19 protein-coding genes and 1 tRNA gene are annotated in these 20376 nt (G+C 60.8%); 1 reads left to right on the forward strand and 19 read right to left on the reverse strand.

The features are described from left to right. Positions 1 to 5 precede the first annotated feature (5 nt). The 19 genes from nuoL to J2W46_RS05775 all read right to left on the reverse strand — a co-directional run bounded on the left by nuoL (position 6) and on the right by J2W46_RS05775 (position 19462). Positions 6 to 2081 carry an NADH-quinone oxidoreductase subunit L gene (nuoL, locus tag J2W46_RS05685; protein WP_310352123.1) on the reverse strand — a complete coding sequence of 692 codons (2076 nt, stop codon included), beginning with the start codon at positions 2079 to 2081 and terminating at the stop codon, positions 6 to 8. A 17-nt stretch (positions 2082 to 2098) separates the two neighbouring features. Then, positions 2099 to 2404 carry an NADH-quinone oxidoreductase subunit NuoK gene (nuoK, locus tag J2W46_RS05690; protein WP_013339863.1) on the reverse strand — a complete coding sequence of 102 codons (306 nt, stop codon included), beginning with the start codon at positions 2402 to 2404 and terminating at the stop codon, positions 2099 to 2101. A 20-nt stretch (positions 2405 to 2424) separates the two neighbouring features. Next, positions 2425 to 3111 (reverse strand): NADH-quinone oxidoreductase subunit J, encoded by a 687-nt coding sequence (locus tag J2W46_RS05695; protein ID WP_020069589.1) that lies wholly within the window; start codon positions 3109 to 3111, stop codon positions 2425 to 2427. A gap of 210 nt (positions 3112 to 3321) precedes the next feature. Then, entirely contained in the window at positions 3322 to 3810 is a 489-nt protein-coding gene (gene nuoI, locus J2W46_RS05700) for an NADH-quinone oxidoreductase subunit NuoI (protein ID WP_020069588.1), read from the reverse strand. A gap of 15 nt (positions 3811 to 3825) precedes the next feature. Further along, positions 3826 to 4890, reverse strand: coding sequence for an NADH-quinone oxidoreductase subunit NuoH (nuoH, locus tag J2W46_RS05705; RefSeq protein ID WP_020069587.1), 1065 nt, complete (start codon positions 4888 to 4890; stop codon positions 3826 to 3828). Next, the gene (gene nuoG, locus J2W46_RS05710; protein ID WP_310352126.1) at positions 4891 to 7224 is read right to left on the reverse strand and encodes an NADH-quinone oxidoreductase subunit NuoG; all 2334 of its coding nucleotides are present in this window, start codon (positions 7222 to 7224) and stop codon (positions 4891 to 4893) included. A 160-nt stretch (positions 7225 to 7384) separates the two neighbouring features. Beyond that, positions 7385 to 8713, reverse strand: coding sequence for an NADH-quinone oxidoreductase subunit NuoF (gene nuoF, locus J2W46_RS05715; protein ID WP_020069585.1), 1329 nt, complete (start codon positions 8711 to 8713; stop codon positions 7385 to 7387). Further along, positions 8710 to 9195: an NADH-quinone oxidoreductase subunit NuoE gene (gene nuoE / locus J2W46_RS05720; RefSeq protein WP_006052900.1), complete on the reverse strand. Its 486-nt coding sequence runs from the start codon at positions 9193 to 9195 to the stop codon at positions 8710 to 8712. The genes nuoF and nuoE overlap by 4 nt, the downstream gene beginning before the upstream one ends. 131 nt (positions 9196 to 9326) lie before the next feature. After that, positions 9327 to 10580, reverse strand: coding sequence for an NADH-quinone oxidoreductase subunit D (locus tag J2W46_RS05725; RefSeq protein WP_020069584.1), 1254 nt, complete (start codon positions 10578 to 10580; stop codon positions 9327 to 9329). A 9-nt stretch (positions 10581 to 10589) separates the two neighbouring features. Next, on the reverse strand, positions 10590 to 11192 hold the full coding sequence (locus J2W46_RS05730; protein ID WP_020069583.1) for an NADH-quinone oxidoreductase subunit C: 603 nt from the start codon (positions 11190 to 11192) through the stop codon (positions 10590 to 10592). Between the two features lie 20 nt (positions 11193 to 11212). Further along, positions 11213 to 11692: a NuoB/complex I 20 kDa subunit family protein gene (locus J2W46_RS05735; protein WP_006052903.1), complete on the reverse strand. Its 480-nt coding sequence runs from the start codon at positions 11690 to 11692 to the stop codon at positions 11213 to 11215. 63 nt (positions 11693 to 11755) lie between these two features. After that, positions 11756 to 12115 (reverse strand): NADH-quinone oxidoreductase subunit A, encoded by a 360-nt coding sequence (locus tag J2W46_RS05740; RefSeq protein ID WP_013339872.1) that lies wholly within the window; start codon positions 12113 to 12115, stop codon positions 11756 to 11758. Between the two features lie 160 nt (positions 12116 to 12275). Next, positions 12276 to 12360, reverse strand: a tRNA-Leu gene (locus tag J2W46_RS05745). A gap of 112 nt (positions 12361 to 12472) precedes the next feature. Next, positions 12473 to 12850, reverse strand: a complete 378-nt coding sequence (gene secG, locus J2W46_RS05750) for a preprotein translocase subunit SecG (protein ID WP_310352132.1) — start codon at positions 12848 to 12850, stop codon at positions 12473 to 12475. Between the two features lie 82 nt (positions 12851 to 12932). Then, a complete protein-coding gene (gene tpiA / locus J2W46_RS05755; RefSeq protein ID WP_310352134.1) occupies positions 12933 to 13712 on the reverse strand; it encodes a triose-phosphate isomerase in 780 nt (259 codons plus the stop codon). A gap of 198 nt (positions 13713 to 13910) precedes the next feature. Continuing rightward, positions 13911 to 14927, reverse strand: a complete 1017-nt coding sequence (locus J2W46_RS05760) for an NAD(P)H-quinone oxidoreductase (protein WP_310352136.1) — start codon at positions 14925 to 14927, stop codon at positions 13911 to 13913. Between the two features lie 235 nt (positions 14928 to 15162). Next, positions 15163 to 17310 carry a polyribonucleotide nucleotidyltransferase gene (pnp, locus tag J2W46_RS05765; protein WP_020069579.1) on the reverse strand — a complete coding sequence of 716 codons (2148 nt, stop codon included), beginning with the start codon at positions 17308 to 17310 and terminating at the stop codon, positions 15163 to 15165. 356 nt (positions 17311 to 17666) lie between these two features. Continuing rightward, complete coding sequence (rpsO, locus tag J2W46_RS05770) at positions 17667 to 17939, reverse strand: 30S ribosomal protein S15 (protein ID WP_006048211.1); 273 nt, start codon at positions 17937 to 17939, stop codon at positions 17667 to 17669. Between the two features lie 206 nt (positions 17940 to 18145). Then, entirely contained in the window at positions 18146 to 19462 is a 1317-nt protein-coding gene (locus J2W46_RS05775) for a branched-chain amino acid ABC transporter substrate-binding protein (protein WP_310352137.1), read from the reverse strand. Between the two features lie 185 nt (positions 19463 to 19647). Here J2W46_RS05775 and J2W46_RS05780 point away from each other — a divergent pair, with 185 nt between their 5' ends. Then, entirely contained in the window at positions 19648 to 20199 is a 552-nt protein-coding gene (locus J2W46_RS05780) for a hypothetical protein (RefSeq protein WP_088173585.1), read from the forward strand. Positions 20200 to 20376 lie beyond the last annotated feature (177 nt).

Consider the following 20376-nt stretch of genomic DNA (forward strand, 5'->3'; position numbering starts at 1 on the left):
TCGCCTTATTTGCCGCCGAGCGTTACAAACAGGGTCAGGAGCCCCAACATGCCGATAATCATGGCGAACGCGTAGTGATAGATGTAGCCGGATTGGAGGAAGCGGATCACGCCGGCGAACCAGCCGATGAAGCGTGCGCTGCCATTGACGATACCGTCGATCACGACGACGTCGCCTTCCTTCCAGAGACCACGGCCAATTGCCACGGCGCCCCGCGCGAACACGACTTCGTTGATCTTGTCCATGTAGTACTTGTTGTCGAGCAGCGTGTAGATCGGTCCGAATGCGCGCTTGATGGTAGCCGGCAATTCGGGACGAACGAGATACAGGAACCACGCGACGACCACACCCGCAAGCGCCAGCCAGACCGGCAGACCCGCCACCGAATGCAGGCCCATTGCCGCCCAGCCGTGGAACTCTTCCGCCATTTCATGCAATGCAGGATGGTTTTCGCCGATGAAAATCACCTTATCGAACGCCACACCGTGCTGGAAGAAGTCGCCGAACAGCATCGGACCGATTGCGATTGCACCGATCACGACAGAAGGAATCGCCAGCAGCACGAGCGGCAGCCACACCACCCAAGGCGTTTCATGCGGCTCGTGAGCATGACCGTGGTCGTCGTGACCATGACCGTGACCGTGGTCGTCGTGCCCATTGCCATGACCGTGTGCCGCGGCTTCCGCGCCCATCGGCGATTCCGGATGCTTCGGATCGCGGAAGCGCTCCTTGCCATGGAACACCATGAAGTACATACGGAACGAATACAGCGCGGTAACGAAAACGCTGGCCACCACGGCGGAGTATGCAAAGCCCGAACCCGGCAGATGCGACAGCTTCACCGCGTCGATGATCGAGTCTTTCGAATAGAAGCCTGAGAAGAACGGCGTGCCGATCAGCGCGAGCGAACCGACGAGCGACGTGATCCACGTAATGGGCATGTACTTGCGCAGGCCGCCCATGTTGCGCATGTCCTGATCGTGGTGCATACCGATGATCACCGAACCAGCGCCAAGGAAAAGCAGTGCCTTGAAGAACGCGTGCGTCATCAGGTGGAACACGGCGACCGGGTAAGCCGACGCGCCGAGCGCGACCGTCATGTAGCCGAGCTGCGACAACGTGGAATACGCCACCACACGCTTGATGTCGTTCTGGACGATCCCGAGGAAGCCCATGAACAGCGCGGTAATCGCACCGATCACCATCACAAACGACAGCGCCGAATCCGACAGTTCGAACAGCGGCGACATGCGCGTGACCATGAAGATACCGGCCGTCACCATGGTTGCCGCGTGAATCAGCGCGGAAATCGGCGTCGGGCCTTCCATCGAATCGGGCAGCCACACATGCAGCGGAAACTGCGCCGACTTACCCATTGCGCCGATGAAGAGACAGATGCAAGCCACCGTCAGCAGGCCCCAATCGGTACCCGGAAAGCTCAATGCCGCAAGTTCGGTGCGCTTTGCAAACACGTCGCCGTAGTTCATCGATCCGGCGAACGCGAACAGCAGGCCGATACCCAGCAGAAAGCCAAAGTCGCCGATGCGGTTCACGATAAACGCCTTCATGTTCGCGTACACCGCGGACTGACGCGTGAAGTAGAAGCCGATCAGCAGATACGACACGAGACCCACCGCTTCCCAGCCGAAGAACAGCTGCAGGAAGTTGTTGCTCATCACGAGCATCAGCATCGAGAACGTGAAGAGCGAGATGTACGAGAAGAAGCGCTGATAACCGTCGTCGTCGGCCATGTAGCCGATCGTGTAGATGTGCACCATCAGCGACACGAAGGTCACGACGCACATCATCATTGCCGTCAGCGAATCGACGAGGAAGCCGACTTCGAACTTCGTCTTGCCGATCGTCATCCATTCGTAGACGGTCGCGTTGAAGCTCGCGCCGTCCAGCACCTGGAAGAACACCATCATCGACAGCACGAACGAAATCGCAACGCCGAGAATGGTGACCGAGTGCGCACCCGCGCGCCCTACCGCCTTGCCGAACAGCCCAGCAATCAGGGAACCGGCCAGCGGTGCCAGCGGAATCGCCAGCAGCAGGTTTTCATTGAGTATCGTGGACATAACCGCTTTTCCTGAAATTAACCTTTGAGCTGATCGAGATCTTCGACATTGATCGTGTCGAGGCTACGGAACAGGGTCACCAGAATTGCGAGGCCGATCGCCGCTTCCGCTGCCGCAACCGTCAGCACAAAGAAGACGAAAATCTGGCCATGCACGTCGCCGAGGTAATGCGAGAAAGCGACGAAGTTGGTGTTTACCGCGAGCAGCATCAGTTCGATCGCCATCAGGATGATGATGACGTTGCGACGGTTCAGGAAAATGCCAACGACGCTTATCGCAAAGAGAATCGCGCCGAGCACAAGGTAATGAGCAAGGGTCAACATGGTTTCTATCTCCTGTCCGCTCAGCTGTTCTTGGCAGATGCCGATTCGGCAGCTGCCGCCGCTGCTGCGGCTTCTTCCGCCGCGACGGTTGCCGCGCTCTTTTCCGACGGCATCTTGACGACGCGCACACGGTCCTGGGCACGCACCTTCACCTGCTGGCTGACGTTCTGGCGTTTGCTGTCTTTCTTGTGGCTCGTGGTCAGCGCGATTGCCGCAATGATCGCCACCAGCAGCACGAGGCCGGCGACTTCGAACGCAAAGATGTAGTCGGTGTAGATCACCTTGCCGATCAGGCGGGTGTTCGACCAGTCGCCCATGCCGTTCGCGGCAGCGGTCGTGTCACGCACCACGGTGCTGGTCGCGCCGTAGCCGTGCCACAGGATCAACGCGGTTTCGAGCACGATGATCGCGCCCACCACGGTGGCCATTGGCACGAAGCGTTTGAAGTCCTTGCGCAGCACGTCGATGTTGATGTCGAGCATCATCACGACGAACAGGAACAGCACCATCACGGCGCCCACATAGACCAGCACCAGCAGGATTGCGAGGAACTCGGCTTGCAGAAGCATCCAGATCGCGGCTGCGTTGAAGAACGCCAGCACGAGAAACAGTGCGGACGACACCGGGTTGCGCGAGGTGATCACCTTCAGCCCTGAAACCACCAGGAGCAGCGCGAAGATGTAGAACAGTACGGTCGTGAATTCCATGATTACCGGTTCATCGTTAGGCCATCGTCAGGCATTTTCTTTGGCACGTGTGTCTGGCAACAGCGCAAAAACCGCCAGAACAGCCGCACAGGTGCGCCGTGCCACGGCACTCGGGCCGCGGCGCTCGGCCCGACAACAGGCCGTGTTACTGCTGCATTTACTGATATCGATGCGCAACTGCCGCATCTACCGCTTCGACAACTCGAACGTTTAACGATACGGTGCGTCGGCAGCCTTGTTCACGGCGATCTCCGCTTCGTAGCGATCGCCCACGGCCAGCAGCATTTCCTTCGTGAAGTACAGATCGCCGCGCTTCTCGCCGTGATATTCGAGGATGTGCGTCTCGACGATCGAGTCGACCGGACAGCTCTCTTCACAAAAACCGCAGAAGATGCACTTGGTCAGGTCGATGTCGTAACGCGTCGTGCGGCGCGTGTTGTCCTCGCGCGTTTCCGACTCGATCGTGATGGCGAGCGCGGGACACACCGCTTCACACAGCTTGCATGCGATGCAGCGCTCTTCGCCATTTTCATAACGGCGCAACGCGTGCAGGCCACGAAAACGCGGCGACATCGGCGTCTTCTCTTCCGGGAACTGCACCGTGACCTTGCGCTGGAACGTATAACGTCCGGTCAGCGCGAGGCCCTTGAGGAGCTCCGTCAGAAAGAAGGTCTTGAAAAAATTTTGGATTGCGGTCATGAGTTCATCCGCCCTTTATTTCCAGATATTCCACGGCGACATAATCCAGAAGCCGACCACCACCAGCCATACCACGCAAACTGGAATGAAAATCTTCCAGCCAAGACGCATGATCTGGTCATAGCGGTAACGCGGGAACGTGGCACGCGCCCAGATGAACACCGACAACAACAGGAAGACCTTGAGGACGAGCCAGAAGATGCCGGGGATAAACGACAGGAACCCGAACGGTGCGCTCCAGCCCCCGAGGAACAGTGTCGACGCCAAGGCCGAAATCACGATCATGTTGATGTACTCGGCGAGGAAGAACAGCGCAAACGCCATCCCCGAGTAATCGATCATGTGGCCCGCGACGATTTCCGACTCCCCTTCCACCACGTCGAACGGGTGACGGTTTGTTTCGGCAATGCCCGAGATGAAGTACACCACGAACATGGGCAGCAGAGGCAGCCAGTTCCACGACAGGAAGTTCAAGCCGTGCGATGCAAAGAAGCCCTGCTCCTGCGAATTGACGATGCCCGACAGGTTCAGCGTGCCCGCCGTCATCAGGACGACGACCAACGCAAAGCCCATTGAAATTTCGTAGGAGACCATTTGCGCCGCGGCACGCATCGCGCCGAGGAACGCGTACTTCGAATTCGACGCCCAGCCGGCCAGAATCACGCCGTACACGCCGATCGACGAAATCGCGATCGCGTACAGCAGACCCGCGTTGATGTCGCCGAGCACCGCGCCCGCCTGGAACGGAATGACCGCCCAGACCGCGAAGGCCGGCACCACCACCATGATCGGCGCGATCAGGTAAATCCAGCGGCTTGCCTGAGCAGGCTGAATCACTTCTTTCAGCAACAGCTTCAGCACGTCGGCGATAGGCTGCAGGAGACCCGCAGGGCCGACGCGGTTCGGGCCGAGACGCACGTGCATCCAGCCGATCAGCTTACGCTCCCACAGAATCAGGTAAGCCACGCACAGCAGGATCACGACGGCCACCACAAGGATGCGCACCAGTGCCCACACCGTGGGCCATGCCACACCGAGAAGCTGGGTGCCGCCCGAGTTGATCGTATCGAACAAGCTCATTTACGCCTTCTCCACCACCAGTTCACCGAACAGGCTGCCCAGCGCCGCACCGGCAGGCGTAGCCGCCGATACGCGGACGACCGTCTCCGCAAGATTCGCGTCGCGCACGGCCGGCAACTGCACCGATTGCTCGCCCTGGCGCACGCGAACCGCGTCGCCTTCTTTCAAACCCAGTTTGTCGAACAGCGCAGCCGGCAGGCCGACGTTGTTCGCGGCACGCGCCGCGGCGGTCAGATGCAGCGACTCCGCGCGACGGACGAGCGCGTCGGCGTGATAGATCGGCACGTCGGCGATTCGCTCGAACTTGCCTTCCGCCGCCTTAGCCGTTTTGCCGCGCGCAACTGCCACGCCGGTTCTGTTCGACAGACGCGACTGCAGTTCGCCGTCGCCGAGAGCGGCCTGGCGAACTTCTTCCGCCGTGTCGTACTCGAAACCGGGCACACCCAGCAGGCTGCCCAACACGCGCAACACCTTCCATGCCGGGCGCGTGTCGCCGAGCGGACGTACTACGCCGTTGAACGACTGCACCGTACCTTCGGCGTTGACGAACGTGCCGGCCGTTTCCGTGAACGGCGCGATCGGCAGCAGCACGTCGGCGTATTCTGCGCCGGTCTGGAACGGCGACATCACGACAACCATTTCAGCTTGCTTGAGCGCCGCCAAAGCCTGAGCCGGATTCGCTGTATCGAATTCCGGTTCGACGTTCAGCAGCAGATAGCCCTTGCGCGGCTGCTCGAACACTTCGCGAGCGTTCAGACCGCCCTCGCCCGGCAATGCGTTCACCAGATGCGCACCGACCGTGTTGGCCGCTTCCGTCATGAAACCGAGCGTTGCGCCGGTTGCGTCCGCGATCCATTGGGCGGCAGCATGAATGACCGCGAAATCCGGATGACGCACCGCGCCGTTGCCGAGCAGCACGAGACGGCGTTCGCCGGTTGCGAGCGATTTCGCGACTTCCTTGTCCGAGTCCGTAGCCTGTGCGCTCGAGAAAGCTTCAGGCAGCGCTGTACCGTTCGCTTGCGACACCGCCGATGCAATGCCAGCCAGCGTATCGAGCCACGCCGACGGCGCTGCGGCCAGGCGTTGACCTTGCGGAATCAGCGCGTCGTCGCCCGTTGCCTGAACCAGCGTGAGCTTCGCGCCGCCCTTTGCGGCCTGACGCAGGCGTGCGGCGAACAGAGGATGATCGCGACGCAGATCAGAGCCGATCACCAGAGCCGAGTCGATGTTCGACAGATCCGCAATCGCGGTGCCGAGCCACGGCGTGCCGTTGACCGGAGCCGAGAAATCCGACTGACGCAGACGGAAGTCGACGTTAGACGTGCCGACCGCTTGAGCGAGCTGCTTCAGCAGGAACAGTTCTTCGACCGTGCTATGGGCGCTGCCGAGCGCGGCCAGCGCGTTCGCGCCGTGGTCGCCCTTGATACCCTTCAGACCCTTCACCACGTAGTCGAGCGCGGTCTGCCAGTCGGTTTCGACCCACTTGCCGCCCTGCTTCAGCATCGGCTGCGTCAGACGTTCCGGGCTATTCAGGCCTTCGTACGAGAAGCGGTCCTTGTCCGAAATCCAGCATTCGTTGATCGCTTCGTTTTCGAACGGCAAAACACGCATCACGCGATTGTTCTTCACTTGCACCACGAGGTTCGCGCCGACCGAATCATGCGGGCTCACCGACCGGCGGCGCGACAGTTCCCACGTACGTGCGCTGTAGCGGAACGGCTTGCTGGTCAGCGCGCCGACCGGGCACAGGTCGATCATGTTGCCCGACAGTTCGGAGTCGACCGTCTTGCCGACGAACGACGTGATTTCCGAATGTTCGCCGCGCCCCAGCATGCCGAGTTCCATCACGCCGGCCACTTCCTGGCCGAAGCGCACGCAGCGCGTGCAGTGAATGCAACGCGACATTTCTTCCATCGAGATCAGCGGGCCGACGTTCTTGTGGAACACGACACGCTTTTCTTCGCTATAACGCGACGACGACTTGCCGTAGCCCACCGCGAGATCCTGCAACTGGCACTCGCCGCCCTGATCGCAGATCGGGCAATCCAGCGGGTGGTTGATCAGCAGGAATTCCATCACGGCTTGCTGGCCCTTCACCGCCTTGTCCGACTTGGTGCGCACGATCATGCCAGCCGACACCGGCGTCGCGCATGCGGGCACGGCCTTCGGCATTTTCTCGACATCGACGAGACACATCCGGCAGTTGGCCGCAATCGACAGCTTCTTGTGATAGCAGAAGTGAGGAATGTACGTGTCGACCTTATGCGCAGCCTGGATCACCATGCTGCCTTCGGGCACTTCTACTTTCTTGCCGTCTATTTCAAGTTCAACCATGATGGTCAATCTTCCTTAACCTGTTACCGCTCAATCGTTCGCCCCGTTCATCGCCCGTTCAGGCAATGAAATCCCGTGGTTGACGTGTTCTGGTACGTACCTGTGCAGCGTTCTTATGGACCGCTTGCCCGGTCGCTTACCGGGGTCGCTTAGCGCCCGCTCAGGCAGCCACTGTTTCCGCAGCCGCCGCGGCGCCCGCATGACCGCCGACGAGGCAATGCTTGTGAGCGACGTGATATTCGAATTCGTCCCAGTAGTGCTTGAGCATGCCGCGCACCGGCATGGCCGCTGCATCGCCGAGCGCGCAAATCGTGCGGCCCATGATGTTTTCCGCAACCGAGTTCAGCAGATCCAGATCTTCCGGACGGCCGAGGCCGTGCTCGATACGATGCACGACGCGATACAGCCAGCCCGTGCCCTCACGGCAAGGCGTGCATTGACCACACGACTCTTCGTAATAGAAGTACGACAAACGCAGCAGCGAACGCACCATGCAGCGCGTCTCGTCCATCACGATGACCGCGCCCGAGCCGAGCATCGAGCCGGCCTTGGCGATGGAATCGTAGTCCAGGTCGGTCTGCATCATGACGTCGCCCGGGATCACCGGCGCAGACGAACCGCCAGGAATCACAGCCTTGATCTTCCTGCCGCCGCGCATGCCACCAGCGAGCTCCATCAGCGTCGCGAACGGCGTGCCGAGCGGAACCTCGTAGTTGCCCGGACGCTCGACGTCGCCCGAGATCGAGAAGATCTTCGTGCCGCCGTTGTTCGGCTTGCCGATTTCCAGATAATTCTGCGGCCCGATCGCGAGCAGGAACGGCACAGCCGCGAACGTCTCGGTGTTGTTGATCGTGGTCGGCTTGCCGTACACGCCAAAGCTCGCAGGGAACGGCGGCTTGAAGCGCGGTTGGCCTTTCTTACCTTCCAGCGACTCGAGCAACGCGGTTTCTTCGCCGCAGATGTAGGCGCCGTAACCGTGGTGCGCATGCAGTTCGAACGAGAAGCCCGAACCCATGATGTTCTCGCCGAGGAAACCGGCGCGGCGAGCTTCGTCCAGCGCTTCTTCGAAGCGTTTGTAGACTTCCCAGATTTCGCCGTGGATATAGTTGTAGCCGACCGTGATGCCCATCGCGTACGCGCCGATAGCCATGCCTTCGATCAGCGAATGCGGATTGAAGCGCAGGATGTCACGGTCTTTGAACGTACCCGGCTCGCCTTCGTCCGAATTGCAGACCAGGTACTTCTGGCCCGGAAACTGACGCGGCATGAAGCTCCACTTCAGGCCGGTGGGGAAACCCGCACCGCCACGGCCGCGCAGACCCGACGCCTTGACGTCGGCGATCACCTGCTCGGGCGGAATTTTTTCTTCAAGGATGCGACGCAGTTGGGCGTAACCGCCGCGCGCCACATAGTCTTCGAGATGCCAGTTGTCGCCGTTCAGGCCAGCGAGAATCAGCGGTTTGATGTGACGATCGTGTAAAGACGTCATTTCGAAAGTTCCTCGAGCAGCTGGTCGATCTTCTCGCGGCTCATGAAGCTGCACATGCGATGGTTGTTCACCAGCATCACCGGCGCGTCGCCGCACGACCCCATGCATTCACCTTCTTTCAAGGTAAATTTGCCGTCAGCCGTGGTTTCGCCGAAGTCGATGCCGAGCTTCTGCTTCAGATATTCAGCGGCGCTGTCGGAGCCGCCGTCCGGGCCGAGTTGACACGGCAGGTTCGTGCAGAGCGTGATCTTGTGCTTGCCGACCGGCGACGTCTCGTACATCGTGTAGAAGGTTGCCACCTCCTGCACGGCGACTGCCGGCATGCCGAGATAGTCCGCGACGAACTGCATGAGTTCGGGCGACAGCCAGCCATGCTCTTCCTGAGCAGTGGCCAACGCCGACATCACGGCGGACTGTTTCTGATCGGCGGGATACTTCGCGATCGCACGATCGATTTCTTTCAGGCCTTCAGCTGAGATCATTTTCAGACACGACTCTTTCAATTCCTACCGAACGAAAACCTGTCGCTCACTTCGTGCTGCGACAGACCCGGCGTTCCTTGCTTGACGCGCGCCTTCGGAACTTCCTGAAGGCGCGCACCGATGATTACGTCCTAGCGATCTACTTCGCCGAACACGATATCCTGCGTGCCGATGATCGTTACGGCGTCGGCGATCATGTGACCGCGCGCCATTTCGTCGAGCGCGGACAGATGCGCGTAGCCGGGTGCGCGGATCTTCAGGCGATACGGCTTGTTCGCGCCGTCCGACACCAGGTAGATACCGAACTCGCCCTTCGGGTGTTCGACGGCGGCGTAAGCCTCGCCTTCCGGTACGTGGAAGCCTTCCGTAAACAGCTTGAAGTGGTGAATCAGTTCTTCCATGTTCGACTTCATGCCCACGCGCGACGGCGGAGCAACCTTGTGATTGTCGATCATCACAGGGCCCGGATTCTTGCGCAGCCACTCAATGCACTGTTTCACAATTCGCGTGGACTGGCGCATTTCTTCAACGCGAACCAGATAGCGGTCGTAACAGTCGCCGTTCACGCCGACGGGAATGTCGAAATCGAGCTTTTCATAGACTTCGTACGGCTGCTTCTTGCGCAAATCCCATTCGATCCCGGAACCGCGCAGCATTGCACCGGACATACCCATTTGCAGGGCGCGCTCCGGGCTGACCACGCCAATGCCGACCAGACGCTGTTTCCAGATCCGGTTGTCGGTGAGCAGCGTTTCGTATTCGTCGACGCACTTCGGAAAACGCGTGAAGAAATCGTCGATGAAGTCGAGCAACGAACCTTGACGGTTCTCGTTCATCTTAGACAATGCCTTCGCATTGCGAATCTTCGACGCCTTGTACTGCGGCATGGCGTCCGGCAGATCGCGATAGACACCGCCCGGACGATAGTAAGCCGCGTGCATCCGTGCACCGGACACTGCTTCGTACACGTCCATCAGATCTTCACGCTCGCGGAACGCATACAGAAACACTGCCATTGCGCCGACGTCGAGCGCGTGCGCGCCGATCCACATAAGGTGGTTCAACACGCGCGTGACTTCATCGAACATCACGCGGATGTATTGAGCACGTACCGGCACGTCGATGCCGAGCAGCTTTTCGATTGCCATTACATAGCCGTGCTCGTTGACCATCATCGACACGTAGTCGAGACGGTCCATGTACGGCACCGACTGAATGAACGTTTTCGTTTCGGCCAGCTTTTCAGTCGCGCGATGCAGCAGGCCGATGTGCGGATCGGCGCGCTGGATGACTTCGCCGTCGAGTTCCAGCACGAGACGCAGCACGCCGTGCGCTGCCGGGTGCTGAGGACCGAAATTGAGCGTGTAGTTCTTGATCTCTGCCATGGCGTTCTCTTAGTGTTTCAGACCGCCATAGCGATCTTCGCGGATCACGCGTGGCGTGATTTCCCGCGGCTCGATCGTCACAGGCTGATAGACGACGCGCTTTTCTTCCGGGTCGTAACGCATTTCGACGTACCCGGAGACAGGGAAATCTTTGCGGAATGGGTGACCAATGAAACCGTAGTCGGTCAGAATGCGGCGCAGATCCGGATGGCCTTCGAAGACGATGCCGTACAGGTCGAATGCTTCGCGCTCGTACCAGTTAGCCGAATTCCAGACGTCGACCACCGATGGCAGGATGGGCATTTCGTCGTCGGGCGCGAACACACGAAGCCGCACGCGCCAGTTGTTCTGCACCGACAACAACTGCAGAACGGCCGCGAAACGCGGACCGTCATAAGCGCCGTCGGCATAGGTTTGATAGTCGACGCCGCACAGGTCCATCATCTGCTCGAAACCGAGCGAGCGGTCGTCGCGCAGACGCGTTGCCACGTTGAGGTAGTCGCTTGCTTTCACGACGATCGTCAACTCACCGATTGCCTCGGTGGTGCTCAGCAGGAGGCCGCCAAATGCCGCCTCGAGGTTCGCTTTCAGGGTCTCGAGTTTGCTTGCCATATTGTGGGGGAGGCGTTGCCTTATTGACGGGCGATTGTGTTAGTGCGGCGAATCTTGGCCTGCAACTGGATCACGCCGTACACCAGCGCTTCCGCTGTTGGCGGGCAGCCCGGTACGTAGACGTCGACCGGCACGATGCGGTCGCAGCCACGCACTACCGAATACGAGTAGTGGTAATAGCCGCCGCCGTTCGCGCACGAGCCCATCGAAATCACCCAACGCGGCTCGGCCATCTGGTCGTAAACCTTGCGCAGAGCCGGCGCCATTTTGTTGCAAAGCGTGCCGGCGACGATCATCACGTCCGACTGACGCGGACTCGGACGAAACACCACGCCAAAGCGGTCGAGGTCATAACGGGCAGCGCCCGCATGCATCATCTCGACCGCGCAGCATGCAAGACCGAACGTCATCGGCCACAGGGAGCCGGTACGCGTCCAGTTGATCAGTTTGTCAGCCGTTGTGGTGACAAACCCTTCCTTCAAGACCCCTTCGATACTCATTTGCTTTCCACTCCAGACGGGGCGGCAAGCCTTGGCCACCCACGCAAACCGGCGATTAAACCATCATTCCCAGTCGAGGCCGCCCTTCTTCCAGATATAGGCGAAGCCCAGCAGGAATTCGAGCAGGAAAATCATCATCGCCATGAAACCGGGCCAGCCGATGTCGCGCAGGGCGACGCCCCACGGGAACAGGAACGCGGTTTCAAGGTCGAAAATGATGAAGAGAATGGCGACGAGGTAATAGCGCACGTCGAACTTCATGCGCGCATCCTCGAATGCTTCGAAGCCGCACTCGTACGGTGCGTTCTTCTCGGTGTCGGGCTTGTTGGGACCGAGGATCTTGCCAATACTGACCAGTGCTACGCCTAAACCGGTGCCCACAACGAGGAACAACAAGACGGGGAAATAGGCTGCGAGGTTCAAGACTATCCTCAATCGGTTGGTTCTGAGTGCCGTCAGGAGCATAGCACCCCTGACGCGAAATCACTTCTGAGACGTACATGTCACGGATTGAGCGCAATCCGTGCGCCAGAAGTGAAAATGCCAGCCGAAGCGAAGCAAGCGGCTGGCATTAGATAACATTTGGTGCCGACGGCGAGACTCGAACTCGCACAGCTTTCGCCACTACCCCCTCAAGATAGCGTGTCTACCAATTTCACCACGTCGGCACTGTATGCAATCCGGGAAAACAACTTATAAAACCCGCGAATCGCTTCAAGACTTAGATTGTAACTGCTCTAAACAGTTTGTTCAACGCACAAAACCACTTTCTACGAAAATTTATTTCGGCACGTCGGTAGCAGGCACGGACGCAGCCGATGCCGCCAACGCACCCGAACCACCAGCCGGCGCGGAAGCGGCAGAAGCCACAACAGGTGCCGTAGCCGCTGCGCCGAGCACGCCTGCAGAAGGCTTTGCGCGATACGCACCGAGGTAGGTCAGCGTCAACGTAGTTAAAAAAAACACCGCCGCGAGCACTGCGGTTGTCCGCGACAAAAAGTTTGCCGACCCGGTGGCGCCGAACAGGCTGCCCGACGCTCCACTACCAAAAGCCGCGCCCATATCGGCGCCTTTGCCGTGCTGCAGCAACACGAGGCCGATGACCCCGAGCGCCGACAACAGCTGAACGACGATAATCAATGTTTTCAAATACAGCATTACACTCACCTGAGTCTTTATTAGCCGGGCCTCGCAGGCTGCGAGACCCCGGAATGGGTCATCCTCGACTACAGCAATCCACTTAAGTCGCGGCTGTCGTTGCAGCCGCCGCCTTGCAGATCGCCAGAAAATCCTTATCCTTCAACGACGCGCCGCCGATCAGGCCACCGTCGATATCCCGCTGACTGAACAACTCTTCCGCGTTGTCGGGCTTCACACTGCCGCCATACAGCAGCGTCACATTCGCAACACTGGCGCCCTTTGCCGCAAGACGCGAGCGCAAGAAAGCGTGCACCGCCTGCGCCTGCTCGGACGTCGCGCTCTTGCCGGTGCCGATCGCCCAAACGGGCTCGTACGCAACCACGATACGCGCCGCTTCCTCGGCCGACAGCTTGGCCAGCACCTCGTCGAGCTGCGCGCCGACTACCTGCTCGGTCGATCCGGCTTCGCGCTCCTCGAGCGTTTCGCCGACGCATACGATCGGTGTCAATCCCGCCTCGAGCGCGCGCTGTGTCTTTACGGCGACCAGCTCGGCGCTTTCGCGATGATAGGCGCGGCGCTCCGAATGCCCGACGATGGCAAACGCGGCGCTGAAATCCGCCACCATTTGCGCAGCCACCTCACCGGTATAAGCACCGTGCGTGAAAGCGGAAATGTCCTGCACGCCCCACACCACCCGGCTGCCTTCCAGCAACGACTGCGCTTGCGCGAGGTACGGGCTCGGCACGCAAACACCCACGCGCACGTCGGCCGGGAGTTCTGCGGCACCCTTCGCCACCGCCTGCAACAGCCCCGCGTTGTCGGCGAGACACCCGTGCATCTTCCAGTTACCAACTACCAGTTTCGCTCGTTGCGTGGACATCGTCTCGTCTTGCCCCTTGTCGTCTGCTTGCGGTGCCTTGGGGGCGGGCTTCGTGCGCACTCTTTGTGCGCGCCGTTTGCGTACCTCGCAACCCGCCTTTCGAATTCATGCAGCGTGCGCAAAACGCGCAATTTTACTGCGTGGGCGAGATCGGGTCAAACAAGCCTGTGCGCACCGAATCCCGCCCGTAAGCCAGCATCAAGCGTCCTGACCCCAAGTCAGCACGATTTTGCCGACGTGCGTGCTGCTTTCCATCAGCGCATGCGCTTCGGCAGCCTGCGCGGCAGGAAACACGCGATGCACCACCGGCTTGATCCGACCGTCTTCCAGATGCGGCCACACTTGCGCCTTGAGTTGTGCGGCAATTTTCGCCTTGAACTCAACTGGCCGAGGACGCAGCGTCGAACCGGTCACCGTCAACCGGCGGCGCAGCACCTCGTTCAAATTCAGCTCCGCCTTCGCGCCGCCCAGCAGCGCGATCAGCACAATGCGCCCGCCGTCGGCGAGTGCCGTAAGTTCGCGCGACACGTAGCTGCCCGCCACCATGTCGAGGGCCACGTCCACGCCGCGGTCGTTAGTCAGCGACTTGATGACTTCGACGAAGTCTTCCGTCTTGTAGTTGATGGCACGCTCCGCGCCCAATGCCTCGCACGCACGACACTTTTCGTCCGAGCCGGCGGTTGCGAACACGCGAAAACCCAACGCATGGGCAATCTGGATCGCGGTGACGCCGATACCGCTCGAGCCGCCCTGCACGAGCAACGTTTCGTTCGGGCCACCCTCGCCCTTGCCGAGCTGCGCGCGATCGAACACATTGCTCCAGACCGTAAAGAAAGTCTCCGGAAGCGAAGCTGCTTCGACATCGGACAGGCCGCTCGGCACCGGCAAGCATTGCAGAAGCGGCGCGGTCGCGTACTCGGCGTAGCCGCCGCCAGCTAGCAACGCACATACGCGATCGCCGATTTTCAGGCCGAACGGATTGTTCTTCGCGTCGATGTCGCCGCCGACGATCTCGCCCGCCACTTCGAGCCCCGGCAGGTCGGAGGCGCCCGGAGGCGGCGCATAGGCGCCCTTGCGTTGAAACACGTCCGGACGGTTGATGCCAAAAGCCGCCACCTTGATCAGCACCTCGCCCGCTTTCGGCTGCGGCGTGGGCCGCTCCGCGAGCTTGAGAACTTCCGGCGCTCCGAATTCCGTGATTTCGATCGCTTTCATCTGCGTCAACTCCAAGATTGGATTGCGTTGCGTACCCGCGTTCGTCCGCGTTCCCTGCATTGTCGCCGGATCACGGCAATCAGGCACGAGCCGCGTGAACCGCCGATCAACCCGCCGCTTCGACCCGGTTATTCGCCTGTCGAATGGGATCTGTCTGCAAGGCAATCCACCCTGCGTCCATCATGAAAAACGGCCGGCGCGCATACGCGCTGCCGGCCGTTGTGCTGCTACCGCTTTACTGCGGCGTCGGCTCGCCTTGCGGCGCGCTCGGCGCGCCGTCGTTCAGCAACGCCTTTGCCGACAGACGCACACGCCCCTTTTCGTCCGTCTGGATGACCTTGACCTTCACTTGCTGGCCGTCCTTCAGGTAGTCGTTGATGTCCTTGATTCGCTCGTTGGCGATTTCGGAGATGTGCAGCAGACCGTCCTTGCCCGGCAGGATGTTCACGATCGCGCCGAAATCGAGCAACTTGAGCACGGTGCCTTCGTACACCTGACCCACTTCGACTTCAAGCGTGATGTTCTCGATACGCTTCTTCGCTTCGGCCATGCCTTCGCTGCTGGTGCTCGCGATGGTCACGACGCCGTCGTCGGAAATATCGATCGTCGTGCCGGTTTCTTCCGTCAGCGCGCGGATCACCGAACCGCCCTTGCCGATCACGTCGCGGATCTTTTCCGGATTGATCTTGATGGTGATCATGCGCGGTGCGAACTCCGACAGTTGCGTGTTCGCGCCCGACACCGCCGAAGTCATCTTGCTCAGGATATGCATACGGCCTTCCTTCGCTTGCGCGAGGGCGACCTGCATGATTTCCTTCGTGATGCCCTGGATCTTGATGTCCATCTGCAGTGCGGTCACGCCGTGTTCGGTGCCCGCCACCTTGAAGTCCATGTCGCCGAGGTGATCTTCGTCGCCGAGGATGTCGGTCAGCACGGCAAACTTGTTGCCTTCGAGAATCAGGCCCATGGCGATGCCGGCGACGTGCGCCTTCATCGGCACGCCGGCGTCCATCAGCGCGAGGCAGCCGCCGCACACCGAAGCCATCGACGAAGAGCCGTTCGATTCCGTGATTTCCGACACGACGCGGATCGAGTAACCGAACTCGTCGGCGCTCGGCAGGCACGCGGCCAGCGCGCGCTTGGCGAGACGGCCGTGACCGATTTCACGGCGCTTCGGCGAACCGACGCGGCCCGTTTCGCCGGTCGCGAACGGAGGCATGTTGTAGTGAAGCATGAAACGTTCGCGATACTCGCCTTCGAGCGCGTCGATGTTCTGCTCGTCACCCTTCGTGCCGAGCGTCGCCACCACCAGCGCCTGCGTTTCGCCGCGCGTGAACAGTGCCGAGCCGTGCGTACGCGGCAGCACGCCGGTACGGATTTCGATCGGGCGCACGGTGCGCGTGTCGCGGCCGTCGATACGCGGCTCGCCGTTCAGGATCTGCGTACGGACGATCTTCGCTTCGATGTCGAACAGCACGTTGCCGACGGTCGCCTTGTCGGCCGCCACGGTGCCGTTTGCCGACGCGTCTTGCTCCAGCTTCGCGGAAACCGCTGCGTAGATTTCTTTCAGCTTGGTCGAACGCGCCTGCTTGTCGCGGATCTGGTAAGCGGCGAGCAGTTCGGCTTGCGCCAGTTCCGTCACGCGCGCGATCAGCGGCTCGTTTTTCGCGGCCGGTTGCCAATCCCATTCCGGCTTGCCGCCTTCGCGGACCAGATCGTGGATCGCGTCGATCGCGATTTGCATCTGCTCATGGCCGAACACCACGCCGCCGAGCATCACTTCTTCGCTCAGTTGCTGCGCTTCCGATTCGACCATCAGCACCGCGCGTTCCGTGCCGGCGACGATCAGGTCGAGCGCCGATTCCTTCATTTGCGGACGCGTCGGGTTCAACACATACTCGTTGTTGATGTAGGCCACGCGTGCAGCGCCGACCGGGCCGTTGAACGGCAAACCGGAGACGGCGAGCGCCGCCGACGCGCCGATCAGCGCGGGAATGTCAGCGGGGATTTCCGGGTTCAGCGACAGGACGTGGATCACGACCTGGACTTCGTTGTAGAAGCCTTCCGGGAAAAGCGGACGCAACGGGCGGTCGATCAGGCGCGAGATCAGCGTTTCGCCCTCAGACGGACGGCCTTCGCGGCGGAAGAAACCGCCCGGGATCTTGCCGGCGGCGTAGGTCTTCTCGAGATAGTCGACGGTCAGCGGGAAAAAGTCCTGGCCCGGCTTGGCCGTCTTGGCGCCAACCACGGTCGCCAGAACCACGGTGTCTTCGACGTCGACGATTACCGCACCGCTCGCCTGGCGAGCAATCTCGCCGGTTTCGAGGCGAACGTTATGTTGTCCCCACTTAAATTCTTTGACGATCTTGCTGAACATAGTCATTGCTTTTCCTCATCGTTATGCCGCGCGGACCAGAAGCGGCGCGGCAACGCCAGGACCGGCGCCGCATGGGAAGAGTAGTGTTATGCCATTCCAGAGAGCCACGCTCTGCGCCGTCTGCATTGCTACGTCGACTAAGCGCGCGAATCGCTGGAATGACACAAAGCTCCGCCCTGAAGCCCGGCCATGTTTCTGTATTTGCTGCTTTTCTACTGCTTTTACTGCTTACTGCCCCGCCGCATCAACCGGCACGCCGCGGCGGACTACAGGCTGTGCGCCCCACATGAAGCGCACCGCGCAAAAACAAAATGCCTGTATCAGTGGAACTGACACAGGCATCTTGCTGAACGACTGGCCGATTACTTACGCAGACCCAGCTTCTCGATCAGTGCGCGGTAACGATCCGCGTCCTTACCCTTCAGGTAGTCGAGCAGCTTGCGGCGGCGGCTCACCATGCGCAGCAGACCGCGGCGGCTGTGGTGATCTTTCGCGTGTGCCTTGAAGTGAACGGTCAGTTCGTTGATGCGGGTCGTGAGCAGCGCGACCTGAACTTCGGGGGAGCCGGTGTCGTTAGCTGCGCGTGCGAATTGCGCAACGACTTCGGACTTCTTGCTTGTATCAACTGCGGACATGTCGATTTCCTTAAGAACTAGACAGGCGGTCACGGAAGAAAGGCCGTGCCGTGGGTTACCCGTGCGAACTAGCGCTGCCAGACACCTTGCATGACAGCCGGTACCGCAACGGGACGCGTATTGTAGCACAGTGCGATCCCGCCGCGAACCCTGCCCTGCCGCGCCGGACAGCGACCACGAGGACGCCGCGCGCAGGCATCGACCGGTCAGGGTCGCTTCATCTTGCACACGCTCGCCGGCACGGTGCGCTCAGCCGGCAACGCCAGCACCGTGCGGAAACCGAAGCCGGAGCCCTCGTTGTCGAAGCGCACGCCGCGCGTGCCGACCTTGTCCATTTCCATCACGTAGAGCGGCTGGATTAGTTGATGATCGTCCGCCCGCATCCACGATGGGTGGAAGCCGTTGTCGAACCGGATGCCTTCGAGCGCCCGCGCGACCGCCGCGGGATCGGCGCTTTTCGCGCGATTCATCGCCGCGGCGAGGGTTTCGATCATCAGCGGCATGCGCAATACCGGGTAGTCGTCCTGCGCGGCCGGGAAGCGGGCGCGAAACGCCTCGTACCAGGCGTCGGAGGCCGCGCCGCCCGCATTCGGATGCCAGTCGGCGACGGCAATCACCCGCCCGACGCCCGCGTCGCCCAGCGCGGCAGGCGCGCCGAGACTGTTGCCGTAGAACGTGTAGAACTTCGTGTCGAGCCCCTGCTCACGCGCCGCCTTGACGAGCAGTGTCAGGTCGTTGCCCCAATTGCCGGTAATGACGGCGTTCGCGCCGCTCGCACGAATTTTTGCGACGTACGGCGAAAAATCCTTTACACGGCCAATTGGATGGAACTCGTCGCCGACCACGGCAATGTCCGGGCGCTTCGCCGACAGCGCCGAACGCGCGAGACGGCTCACGTCGTGGCCAAAGCTGTAATCCTGGTTCAGCAGATAAACCTTCTTCACCGCCCGGTCGCGCTGGATCACGTCGGCAAGCGCGTCCATGCGCATACCCGCATGCGCGTCGAAGCGAAAGTGCCAGAAACTGCAATTGGCGTTGGTCAGCGCCGGGTCGTCGGCGGAATAGTTGAGAAATAGCTCGCGGTTGCCCGGCTCGCGGCTGTTCTGCTTTTCAATCGCGCCGATGAGCGCCGCCGCGACCGCCGAACTGTTGCCCTGCAGGATATAGCCGATGTGACGGTCGGCTGCGCTACGCAGTTGCGTCAGCGCCTCTTCGGTGCCGCCCTTGCTGTCCAGCACGACCAGCTCGAGCGGATGAGCGCCGTCCGCAAGCTTCACACCGCCGTGCGCATTCACCTGTTCGACGCCATAGCGCAAGTTGCGCTCCACTGCCGCGCCGGCGTTCGCGAACGGACCTGACATGCCTTCGATCAGCGCCAGCTGGATCGGCGCGCCGGTCGGGCCCGGCGCCGCTTCCGGTGTCTGCGCCGGTTGCGGCGTCTGCGCCGCAGCCGCGCAGGCCGCCGCCACCGTTACCGAGAGTGCCGCCAATGCTACGGCCGTCTTCCATTGCCCCTTCGCCATCGTCCGTTCCGTCTGATTCGTCGAAGCGCGGATCATAGGGCGCCGACAACGGAATAAGCAAGCCGCCGCAACCGTTATCGTGCAGACCGGCAAACGCGCGCGCATCGCAATTCTTTTGCGGCGGCGCGTGTCAAAATAATCCGTCTTGATGATAAGAACGCTAATTGAAAGCCATCGGAGGAATCATGTTGAACCGCCATCGCCGTCAGGCGGCCCTGATCGTGGCGCCGCATGCCGGGCGCGTGCGCCGCGCGGCGCTTGTGTGCCTGAGCGCGCTCGCCCTTGCTGGCTGCGCGCAGCCCTGGCAGCAATACCAGGCGGGCGCGGACGAATCGACCATCGTCGCGCGCCTCGGCCCGCCGCGCGAAAGCTACGATTTGCCAAACGGCGGCAAGCGGCTGATGTGGCCAACCCAGCCAATGGGCGAAACGACCACCGCCGCGGACGTCGACGCCTCCGGCAAGATCCTGAACGTCCGCCAGGTACTGCAGCCGAACGAGTTTTATCGCGCGGAAATCGGCAAGTGGACGAGAAGCGACGTGCTGGTGAATTTTGGCCGCCCGGTGGAGACGTCCTACTTCCCGCTGATGAAGCGCGAAGTCTGGACCTATCGTTACCTCGAGGACAACTACTGGTACATGATGTTCAGCTTCTATTTCGACGATCAGGGTGTGCTGCGTCTCACGCAGAAAACGCCGGACCCGCTGCATGATCCCGACCGCCGCAACTTGTTCTAACCCTGCTGCGCGTCCTACCCACGCATCTCCCAAAACCGCTCCTTGGAGCGGTTTTTTTTATTTATTTCGCATAGCAACGAATTTTATTTCACACACAGGCTATTAATTTTTTGATAGAAAGGCTTTTGTAAGCATTGATCCGATGCAGGTCCGACTGCGGAACAACGAGCGCGACCA

The sequence above is a fragment of the Paraburkholderia strydomiana genome, from assembly GCF_031456815.1.
GTDB lineage: Bacteria > Pseudomonadota > Gammaproteobacteria > Burkholderiales > Burkholderiaceae > Paraburkholderia > Paraburkholderia caledonica.